This is a genomic window from Vibrio sp. Y20_XG_PY13, assembly GCF_024181925.1.
GTDB lineage: Bacteria > Pseudomonadota > Gammaproteobacteria > Enterobacterales > Vibrionaceae > Vibrio > Vibrio parahaemolyticus.
Map to the genome: position 1 here is coordinate 558,890 of NZ_JAMZAL010000002.1, position 24,244 is coordinate 583,133.

Sequence of the window (24,244 nt, forward strand, 5' to 3'; positions counted from 1 at the left end):
CTGCAATTAATAAAGAACTAAATACGATTAACTGCCACACAACTTAATTACCAGTTAATGGCACTATTAAATCACAACATTTGTAGATTATGGCTCCATATTTAAAATGAAGTTGTAAATTAATAACCAACTTTAGAAACAAAAGTAGTTTTTTTCACCGTTTTAGCGAAAAAACAGGATTTTACGGGTAAAAAAGGCACAAAAATATGGAAATGGCTTACTTTTAAGAGGGTTGAAAATGAGTAGATGGTATAGAATTGGAACAAAATTTGGTTTTATTACACCAATTGCAAACGCTTATGCTACCTAGATGTAAAAACTCAGAGTATAAATGACGGCACAAAGCACTACCGATATGGTAAAAATACGCTGAAGTTCAGGAAGAGCCAAAAGAGCGGCGAAGAAAACAAATGGACTGCTTTTTTACCTGTATATTACGGCGTAGCAAGTAACATAGTTAATGTGTCTATATCTTCCTGATCGGGTGGAGATTGACGCAGTAGATCGCGTTTAATCCTAGTGATTACCTCCGACAATACCTCATCTGTATTAGGTTGAAGGCTATCCATTATAGCAAGTAGCGCATCAAGAGCGTCTCCGAGATTGCCATTATCTAGAGCGACATAAAAGCTAATCAGCAAAGAATCGGTTCCCAACACTTCTAATGCTTGTTGATTTTGCTTGGTTTGATATTGATACAGCAAATCGGCATGTCGGTACAAAGCATCATCCAGTTCGGACTCCACTATTGGTTTAGCAATGATATGGTCAGCGCCTACACCTAACATGCGCTCTTGGGTCTCTTTGAACACATCTGCAGTACAACCAAAGATCAGTACCGACTTCGCAGCGCTGCTCATGGAGCGAATTGCTGAGATTGCCCCAACTCCATCAAGGACAGGCATATGGTTGTCCATCAATATTAAATCGAACGGCTCTACAGCTATTTTATTTACCGCTAGCTGTCCATTTTCAACACTTGAGCATTCAAAGCCCTTTGCTCTTAAGAAGGTTTCCATAATGATGGCGTTGGTTCGATTGTCCTCTACTATCAAGGCCTTCAAACCATTGCAATTGAGCTTGTGCCTATGTCCTGATTCCACTTTCCCCGGTTCGCAAGGAGAGATCTCAACTTCAACCGTGAATGTGGTGCCGATATTTTCTTGGCTTTGCACAGTCACATGACCGCCCATGTGCTCGGCGATCTCTTTAACAATTGCAAGGCCAAGGCCAGTCCCGCCGAAGCGCCTTGTGGTTGATGATTCTGCTTGCTCAAATGGGCGAAATATACGTTTTTGCGCCTCTTTAGATATCCCTATTCCCGTGTCTTTTATCGCGATAACCAACACAGTTTTGTCATAGTGAGTTTGCTCACTCAGCGTCACTTCAACAATGCCTCTATCAGTAAACTTCACGGCGTTATTGAGTAAATTAAACAACACTTGACGAAGGCGCGCTTTGTCGTTGTCATACCAGCGTCCCACAGGAACTAACGACGTCACCTTAAACTGCAATCCTTTCTCTGCACACAAGGTATGATAAACGCTTTTTATACTGCCAATGATCGATTCTATGGGGAATGGCGAGTTCGAAAACTCTACATGTCCCTGCTCTATCTTGGAATAATCAAGAATCTCGTTCAGTAGCGTCATCATGTGATCACCAGAATCGTATAATGTACTGAGGTGTTTTCTTTGTTCGTCCGTTAACGGCGTTTTGAGCAGGATTTGAGCGGTGCCGAGTACCCCATTCATCGGTGTACGGATTTCATGCGACAAAGTGGCAAGAAAAGCAGTTTTGGCATTTGTCGACGCTTGGGCTTTTACTCTCTCTTGTTCGAGGTAAATGGTCTTCTCGTTGAATTTGGTAATGAGATGGCCGATTTCGTCCTCACTTCCGTAATCGATATCAATGATCCCGCCAGTTTTGGAATCATCAATTTTTGTAGCGATTCGTACGATAGGTTCGACAATGTATCGGTTAAGTAAATAGTACCCAACGAGAACGCATAGCAATAAGAATGGGATGATGCCGCCTTCAACACTCATGACTTGCTCGAACACTTGATCTGCCACTTTCGCCTTAGCATTGACAACTTCTAGCTTCCAATGAAATTCACCAAAATCGAGTTTACTAATGTACATTTGTTTGGTGATTTGAAAGTTGTGTTCGATGATGACATTCGAGTTAGCATCTCGAATGACCACCCCCAAAGAGTATTGGTTGGTGTGCTCACGAATGAACTGGAATAAGGCCTCCAAAGAAAGGTCGACCGTCGCAACGCCTGCAAACTCTCCATTTCTATAATACGGCGCAGAGGCGGTAATCATTTGAACTTGAGTGAAAGTATCAATATACACCGCAGACCAACTCACCGAGCCTGACGGTTGTTCAGCGGCTGCGCGATACCACGGCTCATTGTCATAACCGCCAGATTCTGGATTGTTGTATGAATGAATCTGATCGATGTTCCCCTCACTGTTCTTGTTAAAGAACAGACTGGTAAACCGCCATCGTTCATCTTTGAGTTCTGGTTTGGGCCACAATCCACCACTGACGATGATCTCATCGCTTAATCTTAAAATCTGAGGGATGGTCGATTTAAGGGAATCGCTTTGGTTTGAGCTTTGCGCAAGCCCAACTAAGCTATTCAGTACGCCTGTGGATGTGATGAGCGGCTCTTTTATCTGGGATGCAAGCAGTTGGGTACGTAAATCGAGATTTCTTTCTAGTTTGTCACGGACAGGTGGCTCAACCACCAAGTACACCACCGACCCTATCGTAGCGATAAAAAAACACAGGTACAGTGTGAGAGCGAGAATGCTTTTTTTTCTAAGTGACGAACGAATTTCCATATCTGTAGACGAATCATTCCCTAATATCGATTTATCACTGATTGATTGGTAAGATGAGCGCAACCAATCAGCCCATTAACAAATGGTATTCTATTTTGAAACTACAAGACATGCTTTCTCTTCCAGAACTTGATGGAAAACTACTAAACCTAGCGAAAACTCAAGGCTTTGTAACCGCGATGGCATCAGCGCCAAACGTGTTGAACCCTCAAGAGTGGCTGCCATTCTTATGGGGCGGCGAAGAGACTGCACCTTTCTCAGATGGTGAACAACTAGAACTGTACATTGATGAAATTGTACAAATGTGGAACCAAACTCGACCAGCTTTGCTAGAAGGTTCTTGGCAATGGCCTGAAGGTTGTACTCTCGATGAGCAAGACATTGTCTCAGCAAGTACTCGTGATTTCTGTGAAGGTGTACTTCAAGGTTGGCAACTGACACGTGATGATTGGGAAACGTTAATGCCAGAAGACAGCGAAGACAGTGCCCTATTGGGTGGAGTGCTGCTCTCTCTTACCATGTTGTACGATCCAGAAACCACCATTGCAACGCTTGCAGAGCAAGGCATGGAAGGCTTAGAGCAATTTGAAGAGATCTTCAATGCTATACCTGTGATGCTATGTGGTCTTACTCAACGCGGTGTTGCGTTGGCTGAAGAGCAATAAAATAACGTAATCGTTGATCATTGAAATTGAACATCTGATATGAAAAAGCTCTCCGAATGGAGAGCTTTTTCATTACGTCAAAATCACATGTGGAATGTAGCGCGCCATATCTTGTGTCACTAGGCTACTGTCTTCACGAATCGAAATACCCGCCGCTCTATCATTGACGAGCCAACTACCGATTAACGTATGGTTCTGCCCAAACTTAGGCAACGGATGATATTTCTGAACGATATTGAACTTCGATTCATAAGGCCCCGGCGTTTTCACCAAGCGCTTTCCATCTTTGACGATCTCAATATTCGCCCCCTCCCGTGAGAATAACGGTTTGATGACATAATCGTTCAAACAACTCGCTTTTGGGTCATTAGCAAAATAGGCAGGCAAAAGATTGGGATGATTTGGAAAGCGTTCCCACAACAATGGCAAAAGTGCTTTATTGGATAAAATCGATTTCCACATGGGTTCTAGCCAGTTGACATTTGCAGTCGCTAAGTATTTCGCGTATTCCTCTTCAAACATGAATTCCCAAGGATAAAGTTTGAACATCCAACGAATGGCTCGTTCGTCCACATCCACAAACTTTCCGTCTTCCGTTACACCAATATCTTCGAGGTGCACAAAAGCTGTCGCTAGCCCCGCCTCGCGCGCGCAATCTTCTAAATACTGGACAGTCGCTTTATCTTCTTCTGTGTACTTGCAACAGCTAAAGTGGAGAGTTTGTCCCGGTTGATATTTGGCTATCTCCGCAAAACGCTCAATTAGAAAGTCTTGAAGAATATTGAATTGATCCGCAGCTTGATGAATTCGACCTTTGTTAACTACATCTTCCAGCCACACCCATTGCCAAAAACCCGTTTCAAACAAACTTGTCGGTGTATCGGCATTGTTTTCGAGTAGCTTTGCTGGTGATGTTCCGTTATACGCAAAATCCAAACGAGAATAGAGTGAAGGCTCTTTTCGTTGCCACGAAGACGCTACCTGTTCCCACATCAACTCAGGAATCGCACATTTCGTCAGTAGTTGCTCACAGCGAACCACCTCATCCACAATAGACAAGCACATCTGATGCAGTTCTTCAGTGGGAGATTCTAGGTCGTGCTCGATTTGCTCCAGCGTAAATTGGTAGTAAGCACTCTCATCCCAATACGGTTGCCCATACATAGAATGAAAACCAAAACCAAACTGGCGTGCTAATTCACGCCAGTTTTCTCGCTCTTGTATCTCTCGTCGAAACATAATCAACCGCCACGACTGACCGAAACCGCTTTCCCGAATCCACCTCGAGACATGGCTCTTCCAATGGTTCCGCCCCCACGTTTGTTTAAGTTACTGGTCGCGACTTTGGTCGACTGGTTACGATAGGAGCCAAAAAACTGGCCTGCACCGTTATAAAATTTGGACTTATAGCGGTACATCGGTTCCGAATAATAACTCTTGTTGTAACCTTTCAAATCATTAACTGAACGACTATAGAAAAAGCCGCCAAAATGAGGGACATAAGCACGAGAGCCTGAGCTGTAGTAACAATCGTCTTCGTAAAAGTCGTTTTCACATTCGAATTCATTGTTATAACGAGGAGCATTTCGTTCAGCACGAGCCAATGCCTCTTGGTAAGCAATATCACACTGCTCACTAAACTCTGGCGAGTTGGATTTACATTCATCGGCGTCAGAAAAAATGTAGCCTTCAGTCTTTGATTCTTGGGTCGCAAGAAAGAAAATTCCGCCAAATGCCGCGAACGGTATGATTTTTCCAAGCTTTAAGCTTTTATCCATGGAAGAACGTTTAACGTTGGAACTGCGCTTCATCGTTCCTCCTAGTACGTCATACAAGCAGCATTCAACATGCCGACCGATATAGAAACCGCCGCAAGTACAATGCCTGCAGGCAGCTCATCTTTTTCGATACGCTCAGTAACTCTTGGCAGCAACATAAAACGCACGATGGCAAATGCGATGATTTGCGCAAGCATGGCAACAACGCCCCAAACCATAAAGTCGACAATGTTGACTGAGTTTTTTGCCGCACCCGAAATCGCGATACAATAACCCAGAAAAGCGCCACTCAACGCCACTGCGGCTGCGGTATTTTGCTTTTCCTTGATCAGATGCCATTCATCATAAGGCGTAAGCTTGACGTAGATGAACTTAAACGCCAAAACAAAAATAACGGATACTGAGAAGTAGAGTAAAAAGTTTGGAAAACCTGCTAACAGGCCGGCAATCATGTGCATTATTGTTCCTTGTTCATTTCTTTCCATGCAAAATCATCAATACGTTCATCTGCAATGTAAAACAGCTTGGTACCCGGTGGCACTTCCGCATCTAAATCTGGGTTGAGTTGGATACCGTTGCCGATATCAAACGCAATCAACGTCGCGTGGTGACGCTTTTTGATAAAGCCAAAGATGCTCTCAATGGTTGTAATAGGTTGATTCTCAGGATAAATGACTGAGTACTGTGTCATCCCACGGGTGGATGCCAGTAATTCTTGGTGCAAGGCACTAGAGCCAGGGTCTACTGCCGCTTTCGCCAACATTTCTGCTCCTACGGCAGGAATGCACTCTGCTTTAGGGCAATGCTGACTGAGCAATCGACCTAAGGCGTCGTCTTTAAAATAAGCCAGCAAGTGTGCGTCAGGATTCACAGAGGCACAATAAAGCGCAGCGGAGAGCGTAATGTCATCCGAAAGATTATCAACAATGATACAACTCGCATCAGTAATGTTGGCGTTCTGCATTTCCTGTGCGTCGGTATAACTGGTCACTTTGATAAAATGAATCTCACCCGGCAATGGGTTTTCAATATCAGAGCGACTACACAACACGATAGGGCGCTTGCCTTCTTCTTCGTGTTGCAACATACGAATCAGGTGCATTGTTCTCGACCCGTTCCACCCAAGCAATACGATATGATTTTCCACTCTCACTCTCCGTTTACCCAAAATACCCGCTCGCCAATAATCGATTGCAGAACCAGCTACACGCCCCAGTAACGCAGCAAACAAACTCAAGCCACCGGGAATAACAAACAACACAACAACCCACTTCCCTAAGTCTGTGACCGGAGAGTGATCTCCATAGCCCACCGTACTAGCGGTAACCATGAGGTAATAAATGAAGTTGGAGAAGTTGTCCGTTAGCGCTTTTTCACCCGCAAGAGCCAAAAACCCCCACGATAAACTGATGTACAAAATGCTAATAACAAGAAGGTTTCGGTTGCTTAATTTAAATAGGTGCGAACTAAGCCACTTTTTAACTACTAGCCACACAGCCATAAATATCCGATCCCTGCATTTACAAAATCAATCAATATTAAACCATTGATAATCAAAAACAAAAAAACCAGCCATATTCGGCTGGTTTTTTGGGATTTATCTTAATAAATAGAAGTGATTACGCGTTACCTTTCACTTGCATATTTAGCTGCTCAGCAAAGTCTAGCATGCGGTTCAGTGGAATGAGAGACTTCACTCGTAGCGCTTCATCTACGAAGATTTCGTGCTCTTCTCCACCTTCACTAAGCGCTTTTTCAATCGCTTTCAAACCGTTCATTGCCATCCAAGGACAGTGTGCACAGCTGCGACAAGTCGCGCCAGCACCAGCAGTAGGCGCTTCGATCAGTTCTTTTTCTGGCACCAGTTGTTGCATCTTAAAGAAGATGCCTTTATCCGTTGCCACGATCATTTGTTGGTGAGGGAGTTCTTTCGCAGCCTTGATAAGCTGACTTGTAGAGCCGACAGCATCAGCCAATTCCACCACACTTGCTGGTGACTCTGGATGAACAAGAATCGCAGCATCTGGGTAAACACTCTTCATCTTACGAAGTGCATCAGCAGAAAATTCATCATGCACTACACACTCACCTTGCCAAAGCAACATATCTGCGCCCGTTTTATTGGCAATGTATGAGCCCAAATGACGGTCTGGTCCCCAAATAATTGGCTTATCTTCAGCGTCTAAATGTTCCACGATTTCAAGCGCGATACTTGATGTGACCACCCAGTCAGCACGAGCTTTCACTGCCGCAGAAGTGTTTGCGTAGACAACAACCGTATGATCTGGGTGTGCATCACAGAATTCACTGAATTTGTCCGCCGGACAACCTAGATCAAGTGAACATTCCGCTTCCAGCGTTGGCATTAAAATTCGTTTTTCTGGTGTCAGAATTTTAGCCGACTCACCCATAAAACGTACGCCTGCAATAATCAGTGTGCTTGCTGGGTGGCGGTTACCAAACTTAGCCATTTCTAGTGAATCCCCAACAAAACCACCTGTTTCTTCCGCTAGTGCTTGAATTTCAGGATCGGTGTAGTAATGCGCGATCAGCACTGCGTCTTTTTGTTTTAGCAGCTCTTTGATACTCGCGATATAAGACGATTTTTCTTCTTCGCTTAACGGAATTGGTTTTGGTGGGAATGGGTAAACAGTGTCGATTTTATCTAATATGTGGCTCATTGCTCTTGCTCTACGCAACTTCCTTTAATCCGCGTATTGTAACCTCGATAATTTTCAAAAACCAACCTGTAACTAGAATTTCTAGCGGTCTAGACGTATATATTTGTTGCATGTGGCATTTTATTATACATGGCAATTTTGTAAGAAATTAAAAAAGCAGAAGGCATCTAAAAAGAAAAAGGAAGCCTAAGCTTCCTTTTTAGAATGGTGTTTATTTCAGCTTTGAGCCAGCCAGTTTAGCCGACGCACTACCTGGGTATTCATCGACAACTTGTTGGTAGTATTTTTTCGCTTGAGCGGCATTGTTATTACGCTCTGCGATTTCGCCTAACTTAAGCAAGGCGTCAGCTCGTTTGTTAGAGTCTTTGTAAGACACTACCGCAGCAAAGCTTTTAACCGCGTCTTTATCCTGTTTCTTAGCAAAGTACAATTGGCCTAACCAATAGTGTGAATTCGCTGAGTATGTGGAATCAGGATAGTCTTTCTGGAACTGCTGGAACGCAGCAATTGCACCAGTGTAGTCACGCTTTTTAAGGATTAAGTCAACCGCATTTTGGTATGCCGTTTGCTCATCAACATTTGGCGTGTATTTACCACTAGTTTCTGTTGGTTTGGTTTCTTTTACCGGTGCCGACTTCATCTCACCGCGAATACGGTCAAGCTCGACAAACAACTCACGTTGACGCTGCAACATTTGCTGCATTTCATAGCTATTTCGCTCTAATTGACCACGCAAATCACTGATCTCTTGTGACATTTGGTCAATCTGCTCTTGCATTTGGAGCTGAACACGGTTGCGATTTTGTAGTAGACGCTCTAATCGCTCGACTTCCGTTTCAGATGAACGGCTCTTAGAGACTGAGGATGTGCTGTTGAGATCGGATACTGGAGCTGGTGCAGCGAACGCGAAGTTCGCTGCACTTGCCAGTAACGTAAGCGCAACAGCGCGCTTAGTGTTACTGAACATGAGGATTTCCTCGAATTAGTATACTAGAACCGCGCGACGGTTTTTAGCGTACACTTCATCTGATTGACCTAGAAGAAGTGGCTTCTCTTCACCGTAGCTAACGATTGAGATTTGATCTGCTTGTACACCTAGCGCTTGTAGGTAGTTAGCAACTGCTTGAGCACGACGCTCACCTAGAGCGATGTTGTACTCAGGAGTACCGCGCTCATCAGCGTGGCCTTCAATCGTTACTTTTAGAGCAGGGTTCTTGCTTAGGTAAGAAGCGTGAGCTGCTAGCATCTCTTCGTAATCACCTGCAATTGTAGAGTTGTCAAACGCGAAGTAAATTGTTTGAGTTTCGCGAAGTGCTTGCTCTTTTAGCTCTTGTTCAGTTAGCTGACCGCTTTGATCGATCGGCGTCGCTACTGTTGTTTCTGCTGCAGCATTGTTGTTAGTTGCTGCGCCAGTGTTAGAAGCTGCGTCGTCGCTTGAACTACACGCAGTCATAGCCATTACAGGAAGCGCGATTAGTAGCCCTTTTAGAACCTTGTTCAGTTGCATCTTATTTTCCTTTATTAATCAAACTTATTACTACAAAAACGGTGACCACGCAGGCGCTCTCACACGCCCATTTGTTGCCGGTAATCTAGCTTTAAATCGACCATCAATTGACACCATCGATAGTACGTTTTTCTTGTTGTAAATCGAGCTATACACAACCATGCCACCGTTAGGGGCAATACTCGGAGACTCGTCTAATAGAGTCTTAGTTAAGACTTGAAGAGCACCAGTTTCCAAATCTTGTTTCGCCAAATTAAAACCTGAATCACTGCGATTCACCATTACTAGGAATCGGCCATCAGGTGTGATTTGACCACCCAAGTTTTGGCTACCTTGCCAAGTCAAGCGATCGATAGAACCGCTGCCCAAATTTACTTGATAAATCTGTGGTTTACCACCCCTATCCGATGTGAAAATCAGCGATTTGCCATCAGGGTGCCAGAACGGTTCAGTATTATTTGATCTGCTACGCGTAATTTGGGTGAGTTTGCGAGTTTTCAGATCAAAAGTGTACACCTGTAGAGTGCCCGTCTTAGACAGTACAAGCGCTAACTTGTTACCATCAGGAGAGAATCTTGGCGCACCATTATGGCGAGGGTATGACGTAATTTTTTCACGTTCACCGGTATAGATGTTCATGATGAAAATTTCTGCTTGGCCATTTTGGAAGCTTACATACGTAAGTTTCTGCCCATCTGGAGACCATGCAGGAGACATCAGAGGCTGCTTAGAACGCAATACTAATCGCTCATTGTAACCATCGTAATCAGCAACACGAAGCTGGTACGGGAAACGGTCTTTGTCGTTTACAACCACGTAGGCAATACGAGTCATAAATGCGCCACGTTCACCAGTCAGTTGTTCATAGACAAGGTCGGAAATACGGTGAGCGTACTCACGCATACGAGGGCCTTTTACCGTAGCCACTTTGTTAAACAAAACATGGTCTTTAGATAAAACAAGCTCGCCGTCACTCCCTAGAGCTTTGCTCTGCCCACCAGTTAACTGACCGCGTACCACATCAACAAGCTGGTAATTTACAACGTAATCGCCTTGCTCATTTTGCTTGATAGAGCCAGTTAACAGCGCATCTACACCAAGGCTTGTCCACGAATCAAAGTTAACTTCTGATTCATTGAATGGCGTTTGTGGCATTTTATTAGTTGGCACTGGGCTGAACTTACCACTGCGCTGTAGGTCAGATGCAATGACAGCAGAAATGTCGGTAGGAAGTGGTTGACTGCCCTCCCATTTAAAGGGAACAACAGCAATTGGTCGTGCCGAATCAATACCATCAGTAATGACCAGCTCCAATGCAGCGTGCGCTACATTTGTTAGACTGCCTAGCAGTACAAACATTCCTAGTAAAAGACGTTTAATCACGGCTTATCCCTTATTGTTGTAGTGCGACCGTAAGGTTAATATCCTTCAGCCTTTGGTTAACTGTTGAATCGGTTGACATCGGGAAACTTGGTACTTGTGCAATTGCACTCTTTGCAGCTGCACATACTCTAGAGTCACCAGAAAGCACGTTAACTGACGAAACAATCATGTCAGTTCCCGTAGGAATCAGCTTAATGTTAACTCTACACTCCTTTCCCAATAGGTAGTCATCCTTTAGCAATCGGCTTTGAATAAGCTGAATATAGATTGAACTGTAGCGGGAAACCTCATCAGCCACAAATTTCCCCTGAGCCTGTTGGTTTGCACTCGCTTCACTTTCTAGGCCAGCAAAAATATCATCCAGTGCAGCTTCTTGCTCTTTACGCTCACGTTCTAAACGCTCAAGGCGCTCTTTTTCTTTACGCGCTTTTTCCGCAGCTTCTTTTGCCGCTTTTTCTTTCGCAATGCGTTCTTGTTCCGCTTTTTGAGCCGCCTCGCGTTCACGTTTTGCCTTTTCTTCCGCTTCTTTTGCCGCCTTCTCGCGAGCTACTCGCTCTTGTTCCGCTTTGGCAATCGCCGCTTCTTTGGCTAAACGTTCCTGCTCTGCTTTACGTACAGCTTCTTCTTTCGCTTTACGCTCTTTCTCAAGTTTAGCTGCACGCTCTTTTTCTTGGCGAACTCGTTCTTCTTCTGCTTTGCGTTCCTGCTCTTTTTGCTTGCGAGCCGCTTCAGCTTCTCTGGCCGCTTTTGCATCTTTCGCTTGCTGTTCTTTCAACTTACGAATTTGTTCTTCTTCAGCCTTACGGTTTTTCTCAAGCTGCTCCGCCTCACGTCTTAATTTATCAAGACGATCTTGCTCTTTTTTGGCCGCTTTTTCACGCTGCTGACGAATTTCTTTCGCTTGTTGTTGCACCAGTTTAGGGTCTATCACGACAGCCTGAACCATCTGTCCAGTTGGCTCAGGCTTGGTCATCGCAAAATCAGTACCCCAGAGCAATGCTGCTACCAAGAGAGCATGCAGACCTACCGATATGACTATCGGTTTAGTGTACTCTTTCGATTGTTTCTTTTTGTCTTTCATGAATATTGACGTTTATTCCCTAATATCGGTCAGGAGCCCTACTTTAGGGATTCCAGCACGACTCAATTCATCAAGTAAAAGGACAACATCAGCGTATGGCGTCGCTGCATCGCCGCCTACTGCAACTGGTGAATCAGGTTTGATGGAACGCTCTGCTTTAACTCGAACAATGACATCTTGCAGTGAAAGACCACGTTGCACTTCTTCATCGTTCACGCTTAGGCCTAAATTGCCGTCACGATCGATTTCAATGATGATAAAACTGCTATCGGTATCCCCTGCAAGTTCTTGAGCAGGAGTTGCATTTGATGTCTTTGGTAGATCGACATCTACGCCTTGAGTTACAAACGGAGCGGTCGCCATAAAAATAATTAACAGCACAAGCATTACGTCAATATAAGGAACGACGTTAATCTCTGCCGTCATTTTTCGCTTTTTAGGTTGATAACCCGCCATGCTTTATTCCTTATCCGCGCTGTCTCGGCCAGCCATCGCTTGACGATGAAGGATGCTGTGGAATTCTTCTGAGAATGTCGCGTAAGTATGTTCCAGCTTACTTACTTTGTTGCTTAGTCGGTTATAAGCCATTACCGCAGGAATTGCTGCGAATAGACCCATAGCAGTCGCGATCAACGCTTCTGCGATACCTGGGGCAACCATGGAAAGCGTTGCTTGTTTCACTTCACCCAGTGCGATAAACGCATGCATGATGCCCCAAACAGTACCAAACAAACCAATGTATGGGCTGATTGAACCGACAGTTGCTAAGAAAGGTAGGCTTGTTTCAAGCTCATCAACTTCACGCGCAACAGCAACACGCATCGCGCGACCTGTGCCTTCCATAATGTATGCTGGTGAGTTCGCATTGCTCTTACGTAAACGAGCAAATTCTGTGAAACCTGCGTAGAAGATTTCTTCTGTACCTGCGATCTCGTCTTTGCGCCCTTTCACTTTTTGGTAAAGTTGGGAAAGGTCTGTACCTGACCAGAATTTGTCTTCAAATTGCTCTGCATTTTTTGATGCTTGGGAAAGCACTTTGCTGCGCTTGATGATCATTGCCCATGACGCGATTGACATGCCTAGCAATGTCAGCATCACAAGTTTTACCAACAGACTGGCCTGAAGAAAGAGATCTAAAATGGAAATATCAGCAGTCACTATTTGTTAGCTCCGAATTGATAAATGTTGGAATAGCTATTGGTTTCATTTTCTTATTATCGATACATGCTACCTTAACAAAGGCCTTGCACAATATCTTGCCTTGATCATTGACCAACTCTTGACAGAATTGCAAAGACGCACGTTTTATTTCTGACACTCGGGTTAATACTGTCAACTGTTCGTCCAGTCTCGCCCCTTGTTTGAAATCGATATCCATGTGTCGGACAACAAAGCCAATATTTTGTTCCAGTAACACATGTTGAGAAATGCCTTTTGCACGCAACATCTCGGTACGCGCGCGCTCAAAGAATTTTAAATAGTTTGAATGATATACAACGCCGCCCGCATCGGTGTCTTCATAGTACACGGTGATCGGCCAGCGGAAGGGATTTGATGTGCCTTGCAAGGGAGTACCAATATATTCAATTCTTTAAAGTGGTTACTATAACTGAAGCAACAGTAATTGGTACTGAACGGAAGGAATATTTTTGATTTTTGTAGAAAAAATAAAAGCCAGACAAACTGCCCGGCTTTTACTCGATGATTTAATAACCAACTTTATTGCAATGTAATTCAATTTACATGAAATAAAGCGCAGTTAGATAAATTAAGATAGCTAACGAGAAGTAAGGGCTAAACAACAATTGCCAGTACCAATTTCTCGGTTTGAAGCCTACTCCGAACACCATACTTGAGCACAATGCCCAAATAAGTGCCGGGGCGATCACTGCGTTAAAGCCACCAATCGCTTGATGGTACGCTTCTGGATCCCACATCACCAATCCTACGTGCATAAAGCCAAGGATGAGGGATAAGACTCTTAACAGAGTCTTATCCATTGGTTCGTGAAACTTCGCTACCTTGTCAGCGAGATTACTCACTGTCTTTGTCCATCATTTCTGAGTGCTCTAACCAAAGAGCGTTGATGATACCGAATGCACAAGCAAGTAGTACACCTAGAATCCATGCGAAATACCACATAGTAATTGCTCCTTAGTATAGTGAGTTTTTGTTGTCTTCAATGTACTGATCATCAAGGCGACCAAACATCTTGTAGTAAGTCCAAGACGTGTAACCAAGGATGATTGGAACCATAACAAACGCTACGCCTGTCATCAGGTTCAGAGTCAACTCAGATGATGTTGCATCCCACATTGTTAGACTGTGGCTTGGCATTAGATCTGAAGGCATGATGAATGGGAACATCGCAAAACCTGCAGTAAAGATAACGCCAGCAACACCTAGGCTTGAAGTGATGAACGAAATCGCACACTTTTCAAGACGAGATGACAATACAGCAAGCAGCGGCATTGCAACACCTAGTACAGGAGCAGCCCATAGTAGTGGGTAGTTTTCAAAGTTCTTCATCCACGCACCAGCTTCACGGATTACCTCTTTGTTTAGAGGGTTAGAAGCTGCATTTGTGTCGATGCCACCAACAATCACGTAACCGTCAATGTTTTGAACCCAGAAGCCTGCGGCAACAAACGCAACGACTGTTAGTAGACCCGTGATTTGAGCAACGTTGCGAGCACGTGTGTGAACTTCACCCGTTGTTTTCATTTGTAGCCAAGTAGAACCTTGCATCAAAATCATGAACAAACTAACCAGACCACAAAGCAGAGCAAATGGGTTTAGCAGGCCAAAGAATGAGCCATGGTATGTTGGCATCAAAAACTCGCTCAATTGGAATGGAACACCTTGTAGAAGGTTACCAAACGCCACACCAAAGATGATTGGCGGAACAAAACCACTGATTGAGATACAGATATCCCAAGTATTACGCCATTTTGGCTCTTCGATCTTAGAGCGGTAATCTAGGCCCAGAGGACGAAGCCAAAGTGCTGCTAGCGTCAGGATCATTGCTAAGTAGAAGCCTGAGAATGACGTTGCGTAAACCAAAGGCCAAGCGGCGAACAATGCACCACCAGCAGTGATAAGCCAAACTTGGTTACCATCCCAGTGAGGGGCAATTGAGTTAATCATTACACGACGTTGTGTGTCGTTTTTACCGATAATAGGTACAAGCGCGCCTACACCCATATCGAAACCGTCTGTTACTGCAAAACCAACTAGTAGAACACCGATTAGTACCCACCAGATGAGTCGCAAGATTTCGTAATCAAACATCTTGTTATCTCCTTACCTTACGCTTCTACTTGGCGGCTAACTTTGTCTTCAACAGAGTCAGCGTTTTGCTCAAAGTGGTAGCGGCCAGTTTTCAGACTGCTTGGACCTTTACGAGCGAATTTCAACATTAGGTAAACTTCTGCAATCAGGAATACCGTGTATAGCGCCAAGATTGCGAATAGTGACGTCCAGATTTCACCTGCAGTCAATGCTGAAGCCGCAACGTGCACAGGAAGAATTTCACCAACAGCCCATGGTTGACGACCGTACTCAGCGACGAACCAACCCGCTTCAATCGCAATCCACGGAAGTGGAATACTCAATAGTGCAGCTTTAAGAATCCATTGTTTTTGTTCGATTTTTTGACGACATGTTTGGATAAATGCCGCACCGAATACGAACAACATGATGAAGCCACAAGCAACCATGATACGGAATGACCAGAATAGTGGCCATACTGTTGGGATTGAATCATCCGCAGCAGCTTGAATTTGCTCTTCTGTCGCATCAACAACATTGTCTGTGTAGCGTTTTAGAAGTAGACCGTAACCTAGGTCACCTTTCACTTCATCAAACGCAGTCATGTTTTCTTCTGACTTGTCACCAGCACGAAGTTTCTCAAGAAGTTCGTAAGCGTACATACCGCCACGAATACGCTCAACGTGCTCATCACGAAGGTCGCGAAGACCTGTCACTTGCTCATCAAAAGAACGTGTCGCGATGATACCCATTACGTAAGGGATCTTGATTGCGTAATCGGTGTGCATGGTTTCTTGGTTAGGAACACCAAACAACGTAAACGCTGCTGGAGCTGGTTCTGTGTGCCATTCTGCTTCAATTGCAGCAAGCTTCACTTTTTGAACTTCACCAAGCTCGTAACCAGATTCGTCACCAAGAACGATGGTTGATAGGATCGCAGCAATACCGAAAGATGCAGCGATAGCAAATGAACGACGAGCAAACGCAATATCACGACCTTTTAATAGGTAGTATGAACTGATGCCTAGAATAAACATTGCGCCACAAGTGTAACCAGAAGCAACCGTATGCACGAACTTAACCTGAGCAACTGGGTTTAGTACAACTTCAGAGAAGCTTACCATTTCCATACGCATGGTTTCGAAGTTGAAGTCCGCGCCTACTGGGTTTTGCATCCAGCCGTTTGCGATAAGAATCCAAAGAGCAGAGAAGTTAGAGCCCAGCGCCACAAGCCAAGTAACAGCTAAGTGTTGGCGTTTAGATAGACGATCCCACCCGAAGAAGAATAGACCAACAAAAGTTGACTCCAGGAAGAAAGCGACAAGTGCTTCGATCGCCAGCGGCGCACCAAAGATGTCACCTACATAGTGGGAGTAGTACGACCAGTTAGTACCAAACTGGAATTCCATGGTAAGGCCGGTAGCCACACCAAGTGCAAAGTTAATACCGAACAGCTTACCCCAGAACTTGGTCATGTCCTTGTAGATTTGCTTGTTCGTCATTACGTACATCGATTCCATAATGGCCAAAAGGAAGGCCATACCAAGGGTCAATGGTACGAATAGGAAGTGATACATCGCTGTTAGTGCAAACTGCAACCGCGATAGATCAACTACGTCAATCATGGTAACTCCTATGTGTCGGCTGAATGACACTCTCTACATATTGCAATCCATATCCAGGTGTTATTCACACTTGAAAATTGTTGAATTATCACAACTCTTTGTTGCAAAAATGTGCTTCATTGGTTAGTTAATTGTTAAGCATCAGCTAATATAGCTGGAGCTAATATTACTTGTAAAAACAGATTGTTTCAAAAGGTTTATAGCCGGAATGCGCTTTGATATACATCAATGTTTATGCGCTGAATTTGCACAAAAATCCATCACATTGATCCAGATCAACCCGTATTAGAAGCGTATGTTAAGAGAGAGTAATCAGGAGAGAAATTAACCAGTTGCATGCAAACATCGAGTTAACAATCAGTGCTTTTTTCTTACCTAATTAGTATTAGAAGAAATTCAATAAATGAGAGGTTGGTCACTTATGGTGAAAGGCTGAGCATTTTTGCTCAGCCTTAGAATCTTATTTTTCAATTCCGAAATGCAAATAAGCGCGATCAGTGGCGATTCTTCCTCGGGGAGTGCGTTGTAAATAGCCTTGCTGAATCAAATATGGTTCTAGCACATCTTCAATGGTGTCTTTCTCTTCACCAATAGCGGCAGCCATATTGTCGAGTCCAACTGGACCACCACCAAATTTCTCCATGATAGCGAGAAGAAGCTTGCGGTCCATGTAATCGAAGCCCTGAGCATCCACATCCAACATATTAAGCGCTTTGTCAGCAACATCGGCACAAATATGTCCGTTGCCCTTCACTTCTGCATAGTCACGGACACGGCGCAATAGACGGTTTGCAATACGAGGCGTACCACGAGCTCGTCGAGCAACTTCTAACGCGCCTTCTGGCTCCATCGACAACCCTAGGCAATCTGCACTGCGTTGAACAATGTTCTGTAGATCTTGCACTTTGTAGTACTCAAGACGCTGAGTAATACCAAAACGGTCACGCAGCGGAGAAGTCAAAGACCCCGCACGCGTCGTTGCACCAATCAATGTGAATGGTGGCAAATCAATTTTGATAGAACGTGCGGCCGGGCCTTCACCAATCATGATGTCCAATTGGTAATCTTCCATTGCCGGATACAGCACCTCTTCGACCATAGGGCTAAGACGATGGATCTCATCAATGAAAAGCACGTCGTTTTCCTCAAGGTTGGTCAACAACGCAGCCAAATCGCCTGCTTTTTCGAGAACAGGTCCAGAAGTAGTACGGATGTTCACTTCCATCTCGTTAGCAACAATGTTTGCCAACGTCGTTTTACCCAAACCTGGAGGGCCAAAAATAAGTAGGTGGTCTAACGCCTCACTACGCAATTGTGCCGCTTTGATGAAAATCTCCATCTGATCACGGACATGATCCTGACCTTGGTAATCCGCCAACTTTTTAGGGCGAATAGCACGGTCAATAACATCTTCATCACGAAACGCTGGATTTTCAGGAGCGATTAAACGATCGGCTTCAATCATACTGTTACCTTGAACTTTCCGTTACACCATTGATTTTAGTGCTTCACGGATCAGCTGCTCGCTGCTCATGTCCGGTTTAGCAATTTGAGAAACTACTTTCGACGCTTGAGTTGGCTTGTAGCCTAGAGCAAGAAGTGCGCTGACCGCCTCTTCTTCTGCACTATTTGACGAAGCGGCAGCCGAGTCAGTAGGAGCGGCATCAGTAAACGGCGTGAATAAGTCGCCAGCTCCCCAACCTTTTAAGCGGTCTTTCATTTCAACGACCAAACGCTCGGCGGTTTTCTTACCAACACCTGGTAACTTCACAAGCGTAGAAACATCTTCACGCTCTACACAAGACACGAACTGGCTCGCTGTCATGCCTGAAAGAATACCTAAGCCAAGTTTAGGGCCAACGCCGTTTGCTTTGATCACTTCACGGAATAGCGCACGCTCTTTTACTGTATTAAAACCGTAAAGCAATTGCGCGTCTTCACGCACAACAAAATGAGTATAAATAATCGCTTCTTCGCCGATATTTGGCAGTTCGTAGAAACAGCTCATTGGCATCTGAACTTCATAGCCAATGCCGTTAACTTCAATTAAAACTTCAGGTGGTTGCTTTTCAAGCAAAATGCCGCGAAGACGTCCAATCACTATAAATACTCTTTGGAAATGAATTTGCGACAGGATAATAAAGAACTGGATAGACATCCAGTCCTTTATGCTGTGGGGTTAGATTTTTGAGACAACTTGATCAAGTTGTTGTGTGAGCGTCCGGACAGCAACAACTTGACCGCTGAGCTCTTTGCCATATTGAGCCACAATCTCGGCAATGGATTTTGTATTCACTACACCATTCGCCACTTCGCTACTCGCTTCATCAAGTTCTTTTAGCGCTGTCATTTGCGTTGCCATAATGCTTGATAAACTTTGTACGTCATGAGATATCGTCGTCACTTGCTGAATGATATTGTTCATCCTCTCGGTGCTTGACGTCACCACGTCTTGACCATGCTTCACTTCTTGCTCACTACGATCAAGTAAGTGTCGAATCTCAATAGCGGACTGGCTACTCTTCGCTGATAGCTCTCGTACTTGCTCGGCAACCACAGCAAAACCTCTGCCCTGATCTCCTGCTCGCGCCGCTTCGATTGCCGCATTTAAAGCCAGCAAGTTGGTTTGCTCTGCGACAGAGGTAATCAAGTCTGCCACTTTCATGATTTCTTCATGGCTAGTAATGATCTGGCCGATCGCTTGGGTAGAATCCTCCAGCAATTCCGAGCTTTTCTCTGCTTGTTGATGAACGTCTTCACTCTTCTCTCGCAGCTCTTCCACAAACTTGCTCGACTCTTCAATCCCTGTGGCCATGTGATGTACTTGTTGGCTCATTTGCTCTGCCGCACTTGCTTGAGATTCACTATTCACGTTGAGTGCATTGACTTGCTCATCCAACTGCGATGATTGCTCATCAAGCGCTTGCGAAACAGATTTCAGCTCTATCGAATTTAAATTAGCTTGTTCCAATACTTCAGCCAGATGCAGTTCACCTTCTGTTGCTTTTTTGGCGACTTGTTCACTTTCGACTTTTGCTGCTTCGGCATTTTCAATCGCATCATCACGTTGCTTAGCAGTAAATGCCTGAGCGATACAAATCACCACCAGCGGCAATACGGTACCAGACCAAATTTCTAATCGCTGAGAAGCTTCCGATAATACCAGTTGAGGAAACTCAAAACCTGAAACATGCTGATGTGTCATTAAGGCGGAAATGGCAATCACCACGCCACTCCAAGCAATAGCGATAAGACGAGTGCCAGATAAGAAGAAAGCGACAACCAACAAAGGCACCCAATAAGTTTGAGTTGAATCAACCACACCACCACTTTGATAAATGATATTGAGTGCATGCACCGACATCCCGACAAAACCAAGGTTCAGTGATAACGCAGGTTGCTTAAACCATTTGAGACTAGAAGCGGAAATAAGCTCAAGAGTAATCAGAATGATAGAAGTTAAGATCAAGCTTTCGTGTCCATGCTTGAACCACTTAATTAAGCTATAAATTCCGACCAGAAAAGCGATGAAGGTAAATAAAGAGAGGATGTCAGCTTGACGTTGTTGCGTTCTCGTCCATTGAGGTTGGCGCGGCATAAATACACTGCGCCACAGCGTGGCTGGATTCATGTTCAATCTTCCTTGATTGATTTCTTATCAGACATCCGACCACTATAGTTTTGTAACATTTTCACAACAAATTTATTCCTTAAATCTGTCTGAGGTGTCTCATTTTTAGTACGGTGAGAGTCTAGCGATAACGCCCTTTTCTCGCACTGCTTGCTTTGCCTGCGAGCGCAACCAAAGTCTTGTTCGTATTGGCATGACAAATTGCCACACCGAGTGCATCCGCGGCATCGGCTTGAGGCTTTGCAGGTAATTTTAACATGTGCTGCACCATGTGCTGAACTTGCACTTTGTCTGCACCACCAGTCCCCACTACAGCTTGCTTAATTAGGCGTGCAGCATACTCATACACAGGAAGATCCGCATTCACCGCCGCAACAATCGCACTACCGCGAGCCTGCCCTAGCTTTAGAGCAGAATCGGCATTTTTCGCCATGAACACTTGCTCAATTGCAAATACGTCTGGTTGAAACTGGGTGATGATTTCCGTAACGCCGGCATAGATTTGCTTAAGCCGACCTGGCAATTCTTTTTCTGAGGTACGAATACACCCACTGCCGAGATATTGCAGATGACGGCCTTGCTGGCGAATAACGCCATAACCAGTAATACGAGAACCTGGGTCAATACCCAAAATAATTGACATGAAGCGTCCTAAATAACTCGCTATTTTTATTGGAATCTAAACCCAAGCATTCTTAAGTCGTTTGGATATATCCCATTAAAACAAAAACTCCCGCAGGTGCGGGAGTTTTTTCTTTAATTGTTGTGCGCTTATTCTGCGTCTTTTGCTTTCGCTGCAGTTACCGCAATCGCTAGTTCTTCTAGAGCCGCTGGGTTTGCAATGCTTGGAGCATCTGTTAGCAAACACGCCGCTGCTGTTGTTTTCGGGAACGCGATAACATCACGGATGTTCTCAGTACCACATAGCAGCATGACTAGACGGTCTAGACCGAATGCAAGACCAGCGTGTGGAGGCGTACCGAATTTTAGAGCGTCCAATAGGAAGCCGAATTTCAATTGTTGCTCTTCTGCATCGATACCTAGGATATCGAATACCGCAGCTTGCATTTCTGCGTTGTGGATACGTACAGAACCACCGCCCACTTCGTAGCCGTTTAGCACCATATCGTATGCGTTTGAGTTCGCTACTGCTGGGTTCGCTTTTAGCTCTTCCGCTGTCACACCTAGAGGTGATGTGAATGGGTGGTGCATCGCGTGTAGGTTGCCTTCGTCGTCTTCCTCGAACATTGGGAAGTCAACAACCCATAGAGGAGCCCAAGTGCCTTCTTTAGTCAGACCTAGGTCTTTACCTAGTTTAAGACGAAGTGCGCCTAGTGCTTCCGCAACGATGTTAGCTTTGTCTGCGCCAAATAGAATGATGTCGCCAGATTCCGCTTGAGTGCGATCTAGGATACCGTTGATTACGTCTTCGCTTAGGAATTTAGCTACAGGAGATTGGATACCTTCCACACCTGCCGCACGGTCGTTAACCTTCATCCATGCTAGACCTTTTGCACCGTAGATACCTACGAATTCTGCATAGCCGTCGATTTGCTTACGAGTTAACTCTGCACCGCCTGGTACACGGATAACTGCAACACGGCCTTTTTCGTCGTTCGCTGGACCAGAGAATACTTTGAACTCAACGTCTTTTACTAGGTCTGCAACGTCTACTAGCTCTAGTGGGTTACGTAGGTCTGGCTTATCAGAACCGAAACGACGAATCGCTTCGCTAAATGGCATTACTGGGAATTCACCTAGGTCAACGTTCAGTAGCTCTTGCCACATTTCACGAACCATTTTTTCAGTTACTTCACGAACTTGATCAGCCGTCATGAATGACGTTTCGATATCGATCTGAGTGAATTCTGGTTGACGGTCTGCACGCAAGTCTTCGTCACGGAAACACTTAACAATTTGGTAGTAACGGTCAAAACCAGACATCATTAGAAGCTGTTTGAATAGCTGTGGAGACTGAGGAAGCGCGTAGAAGCTGCCTTTGTGAACACGGCTTGGTACTAGGTAGTCACGCGCGCCTTCTGGTGTCGCTTTGGTTAGTACTGGTGTTTCGATGTCTAGGAAGCCGTTGTCATCTAGGAAACGACGAACAAAGCTAGACGCTTTAGCACGTAGCTTGATACGGTCGCTCATTTCTGGACGACGTAGATCTAGGTAACGGTACTTCAGACGTTGCTCTTCTGAGTTCTTTTGGTTGAAGTCTAGAGGCAGAACGTCACTGCGGTTGATGATTTCAAGATCTTTCGCAAGGATCTCAACTTCACCTGTTGCCATGTCTTTGTTTACTTGGCTTTCTGGACGAACGCGAACTTCACCCGTCAATTTGATACAGAATTCATTACGAAGTGTGTTAGCCACTTCATACGCATCCGCCATATCTGGATCTACAACTACCTGAACGATGCCTTCACGATCTCGCATATCAATGAAAATAAGACCGCCTAAATCACGACGACGGTTAACCCAGCCGCAAAGTTCTACAGTTTGTCCTGCAAGGGACTTGTTCAGGTGACCACAGTAATGGGTACGCATAATGAAATTCCCAATCTCTCAAATATTGTTAACTACGCTCTGTCAGCCTCATTGCCGAGCAGAGTAAAGATTCCGTTATACGCTGAAAGTCTATGAAAATCGACTACTCAACATACAATTAAGTGTGTTTTATCATTCCCTGGTGGTTTTTAGTACAACAAATGTTCAAAAGCCCACCAAAGCGAAAAAATTGGTGGGGATTATAGCGTGAAATTACCTATTTCAGCAAAACTCTCGTAAAGTGCGTACAGGAGATACAAACAATAAAGAATGATGGATAATTTACCCCTTCGACTTGGTTTAACCATGTGGTCTCACAACCAATGGCAACAAAGCTTTTACGGTAGTGGAACTAAACCTGCTGAGCGTTTAGAAAAATACGCTCAGGTATTTCATACTGTGGAAGGAAATACCACCTTTTACGCCACGCCGACACACAACACGGTGCAAAATTGGAAAGCGGCAACGCACGACGATTTTAAGTTTACGTTTAAGCTCCCTAAGGCTATCACTCATGAACAAATGCTAAGAGGCTGCAACGAGCAACTTCGTGATTTTATGAAAATCATGGAGCCCCTGCATGAGCGCGTCGGTCAATGGACGATCCAACTCCCAGCAGCTTTTGGCCCAGAGTATCTTGAACGTTTGAAAAAGTTTTGCGCCAGTTTCCCGCCTAACTTTCCACTGGGCGTAGAAGTACGTCATATGGCCTTTTTCTCCAAAGGCGAGGAAGAGCGAGCGCTTAATCAGTGGTTGGTGGAAAACGGTATTGACCGAATAATCATGGATAGCCGCCCTGTGTTTGCGGCAAAGCCTAACAATGAAGCCATCATTGATGCTCAAATGAAGAAGCCCAAAGTTCCCGTTCATGCGATTGCAACCGCTTCACACCCGATGATTCGTTTTATTGGCCATCCGGAAGAACAAAAAAATTACGACTTCTTTGTGCCTTGGCTAAGTAAATTGCCACAATGGATTGCGGAAGGTAAACAACCATATGTGATGATTCACACAGCAGATAATATTATTGCGCCTGAGCTGGCAGCGAACATTTACAAGAATCTACAAAAGCATGTCGCCCTGCCAGATTTAGCCCCCTTCCCTGCCAATGATGGCAACTCGCAGTTACAGATGTTCTAACAATAATTTGCTCAACGCATGACAGAGGCGCGAATTTCTCATAAAATACGCGCCTTTTTTGATGCCTGACGTTTTTTG

At 44.7% G+C, this 24,244-nt stretch carries 24 protein-coding genes; 2 read left to right on the forward strand and 22 right to left on the reverse strand.

What is annotated here, in order from left to right; genetic code table 11:
• Positions 1-434: 434 nt before the first annotated feature.
• The gene (locus NL646_RS07630; protein WP_029850603.1) at positions 435-2,855 is read right to left on the reverse strand and encodes a hybrid sensor histidine kinase/response regulator; all 2,421 of its coding nucleotides are present in this window, start codon (positions 2,853-2,855) and stop codon (positions 435-437) included.
• A 53-nt stretch (positions 2,856-2,908) separates the two neighbouring features.
• Between NL646_RS07630 and NL646_RS07635 the strand changes: the two genes are divergently transcribed.
• A complete protein-coding gene (locus NL646_RS07635; RefSeq protein ID WP_005459839.1) occupies positions 2,909-3,520 on the forward strand; it encodes a YecA family protein in 612 nt (203 codons plus the stop codon).
• Between the two features lie 72 nt (positions 3,521-3,592).
• On the opposite strand, the gene NL646_RS07640 is transcribed toward NL646_RS07635, so the two are convergent.
• From NL646_RS07640 to aspS, 21 genes are all read right to left on the reverse strand, one after another.
• Positions 3,593-4,759: a glutathionylspermidine synthase family protein gene (locus NL646_RS07640; RefSeq protein ID WP_253664054.1), complete on the reverse strand. Its 1,167-nt coding sequence runs from the start codon at positions 4,757-4,759 to the stop codon at positions 3,593-3,595.
• A gap of 2 nt (positions 4,760-4,761) precedes the next feature.
• On the reverse strand, positions 4,762-5,331 hold the full coding sequence (locus NL646_RS07645; RefSeq protein WP_025541142.1) for a DUF1190 domain-containing protein: 570 nt from the start codon (positions 5,329-5,331) through the stop codon (positions 4,762-4,764).
• An 8-nt stretch (positions 5,332-5,339) separates the two neighbouring features.
• The gene (locus tag NL646_RS07650; RefSeq protein WP_253664055.1) at positions 5,340-5,756 is read right to left on the reverse strand and encodes a DUF350 domain-containing protein; all 417 of its coding nucleotides are present in this window, start codon (positions 5,754-5,756) and stop codon (positions 5,340-5,342) included.
• Positions 5,756-6,799 carry an ion channel gene (locus tag NL646_RS07655; protein WP_025502392.1) on the reverse strand — a complete coding sequence of 348 codons (1,044 nt, stop codon included), beginning with the start codon at positions 6,797-6,799 and terminating at the stop codon, positions 5,756-5,758. Before NL646_RS07655 ends, NL646_RS07650 begins: the two co-directional genes overlap by 1 nt.
• A gap of 118 nt (positions 6,800-6,917) precedes the next feature.
• Entirely contained in the window at positions 6,918-7,979 is a 1,062-nt protein-coding gene (gene nadA / locus NL646_RS07660; RefSeq protein WP_005459805.1) for a quinolinate synthase NadA, read from the reverse strand.
• Positions 7,980-8,190: 211 nt separating this feature from the next.
• Positions 8,191-8,946 (reverse strand): tol-pal system protein YbgF, encoded by a 756-nt coding sequence (gene ybgF, locus NL646_RS07665; RefSeq protein ID WP_020904002.1) that lies wholly within the window; start codon positions 8,944-8,946, stop codon positions 8,191-8,193.
• Between the two features lie 15 nt (positions 8,947-8,961).
• Positions 8,962-9,486, reverse strand: a complete 525-nt coding sequence (pal, locus tag NL646_RS07670; RefSeq protein WP_005459802.1) for a peptidoglycan-associated lipoprotein Pal — start codon at positions 9,484-9,486, stop codon at positions 8,962-8,964.
• A 30-nt stretch (positions 9,487-9,516) separates the two neighbouring features.
• On the reverse strand, positions 9,517-10,869 hold the full coding sequence (tolB, locus tag NL646_RS07675) for a Tol-Pal system beta propeller repeat protein TolB (protein WP_253664056.1): 1,353 nt from the start codon (positions 10,867-10,869) through the stop codon (positions 9,517-9,519).
• Positions 10,870-10,879: 10 nt separating this feature from the next.
• Positions 10,880-11,950, reverse strand: coding sequence for a cell envelope integrity protein TolA (gene tolA, locus NL646_RS07680; protein WP_005485402.1), 1,071 nt, complete (start codon positions 11,948-11,950; stop codon positions 10,880-10,882).
• A 12-nt stretch (positions 11,951-11,962) separates the two neighbouring features.
• Entirely contained in the window at positions 11,963-12,406 is a 444-nt protein-coding gene (locus tag NL646_RS07685; RefSeq protein WP_005485411.1) for an ExbD/TolR family protein, read from the reverse strand.
• Between the two features lie 3 nt (positions 12,407-12,409).
• A complete protein-coding gene (tolQ, locus tag NL646_RS07690) occupies positions 12,410-13,108 on the reverse strand; it encodes a protein TolQ (RefSeq protein WP_005485405.1) in 699 nt (232 codons plus the stop codon).
• Entirely contained in the window at positions 13,098-13,517 is a 420-nt protein-coding gene (ybgC, locus tag NL646_RS07695; RefSeq protein WP_005483618.1) for a tol-pal system-associated acyl-CoA thioesterase, read from the reverse strand. The genes tolQ and ybgC overlap by 11 nt, the downstream gene beginning before the upstream one ends.
• 172 nt (positions 13,518-13,689) lie before the next feature.
• A complete protein-coding gene (gene ybgE, locus NL646_RS07700; protein ID WP_005495828.1) occupies positions 13,690-13,992 on the reverse strand; it encodes a cyd operon protein YbgE in 303 nt (100 codons plus the stop codon).
• The gene (gene cydX, locus NL646_RS07705; protein ID WP_000270284.1) at positions 13,985-14,092 is read right to left on the reverse strand and encodes a cytochrome bd-I oxidase subunit CydX; all 108 of its coding nucleotides are present in this window, start codon (positions 14,090-14,092) and stop codon (positions 13,985-13,987) included. The genes ybgE and cydX overlap by 8 nt, the downstream gene beginning before the upstream one ends.
• A gap of 12 nt (positions 14,093-14,104) precedes the next feature.
• Complete coding sequence (gene cydB, locus NL646_RS07710) at positions 14,105-15,241, reverse strand: cytochrome d ubiquinol oxidase subunit II (protein WP_005483614.1); 1,137 nt, start codon at positions 15,239-15,241, stop codon at positions 14,105-14,107.
• A gap of 17 nt (positions 15,242-15,258) precedes the next feature.
• A complete protein-coding gene (gene cydA / locus NL646_RS07715; protein ID WP_005457265.1) occupies positions 15,259-16,845 on the reverse strand; it encodes a cytochrome ubiquinol oxidase subunit I in 1,587 nt (528 codons plus the stop codon).
• A gap of 460 nt (positions 16,846-17,305) precedes the next feature.
• Positions 17,306-18,310 carry a Holliday junction branch migration DNA helicase RuvB gene (ruvB, locus tag NL646_RS07720; RefSeq protein WP_005457270.1) on the reverse strand — a complete coding sequence of 335 codons (1,005 nt, stop codon included), beginning with the start codon at positions 18,308-18,310 and terminating at the stop codon, positions 17,306-17,308.
• 21 nt (positions 18,311-18,331) lie between these two features.
• On the reverse strand, positions 18,332-18,946 hold the full coding sequence (gene ruvA, locus NL646_RS07725) for a Holliday junction branch migration protein RuvA (protein ID WP_005486097.1): 615 nt from the start codon (positions 18,944-18,946) through the stop codon (positions 18,332-18,334).
• Positions 18,947-19,024: 78 nt separating this feature from the next.
• On the reverse strand, positions 19,025-20,476 hold the full coding sequence (locus NL646_RS07730) for a methyl-accepting chemotaxis protein (protein WP_023585411.1): 1,452 nt from the start codon (positions 20,474-20,476) through the stop codon (positions 19,025-19,027).
• Positions 20,477-20,597: 121 nt separating this feature from the next.
• Positions 20,598-21,119, reverse strand: coding sequence for a crossover junction endodeoxyribonuclease RuvC (gene ruvC, locus NL646_RS07735; protein ID WP_005457261.1), 522 nt, complete (start codon positions 21,117-21,119; stop codon positions 20,598-20,600).
• Between the two features lie 128 nt (positions 21,120-21,247).
• Positions 21,248-23,026 carry an aspartate--tRNA ligase gene (gene aspS, locus NL646_RS07740; RefSeq protein ID WP_253664057.1) on the reverse strand — a complete coding sequence of 593 codons (1,779 nt, stop codon included), beginning with the start codon at positions 23,024-23,026 and terminating at the stop codon, positions 21,248-21,250.
• Between the two features lie 273 nt (positions 23,027-23,299).
• On the opposite strand from aspS, the gene NL646_RS07745 reads away from it, so the two are divergent.
• Entirely contained in the window at positions 23,300-24,166 is an 867-nt protein-coding gene (locus tag NL646_RS07745; protein WP_025526353.1) for a DUF72 domain-containing protein, read from the forward strand.
• The last annotated feature ends 78 nt before the right edge of the window (positions 24,167-24,244 follow it).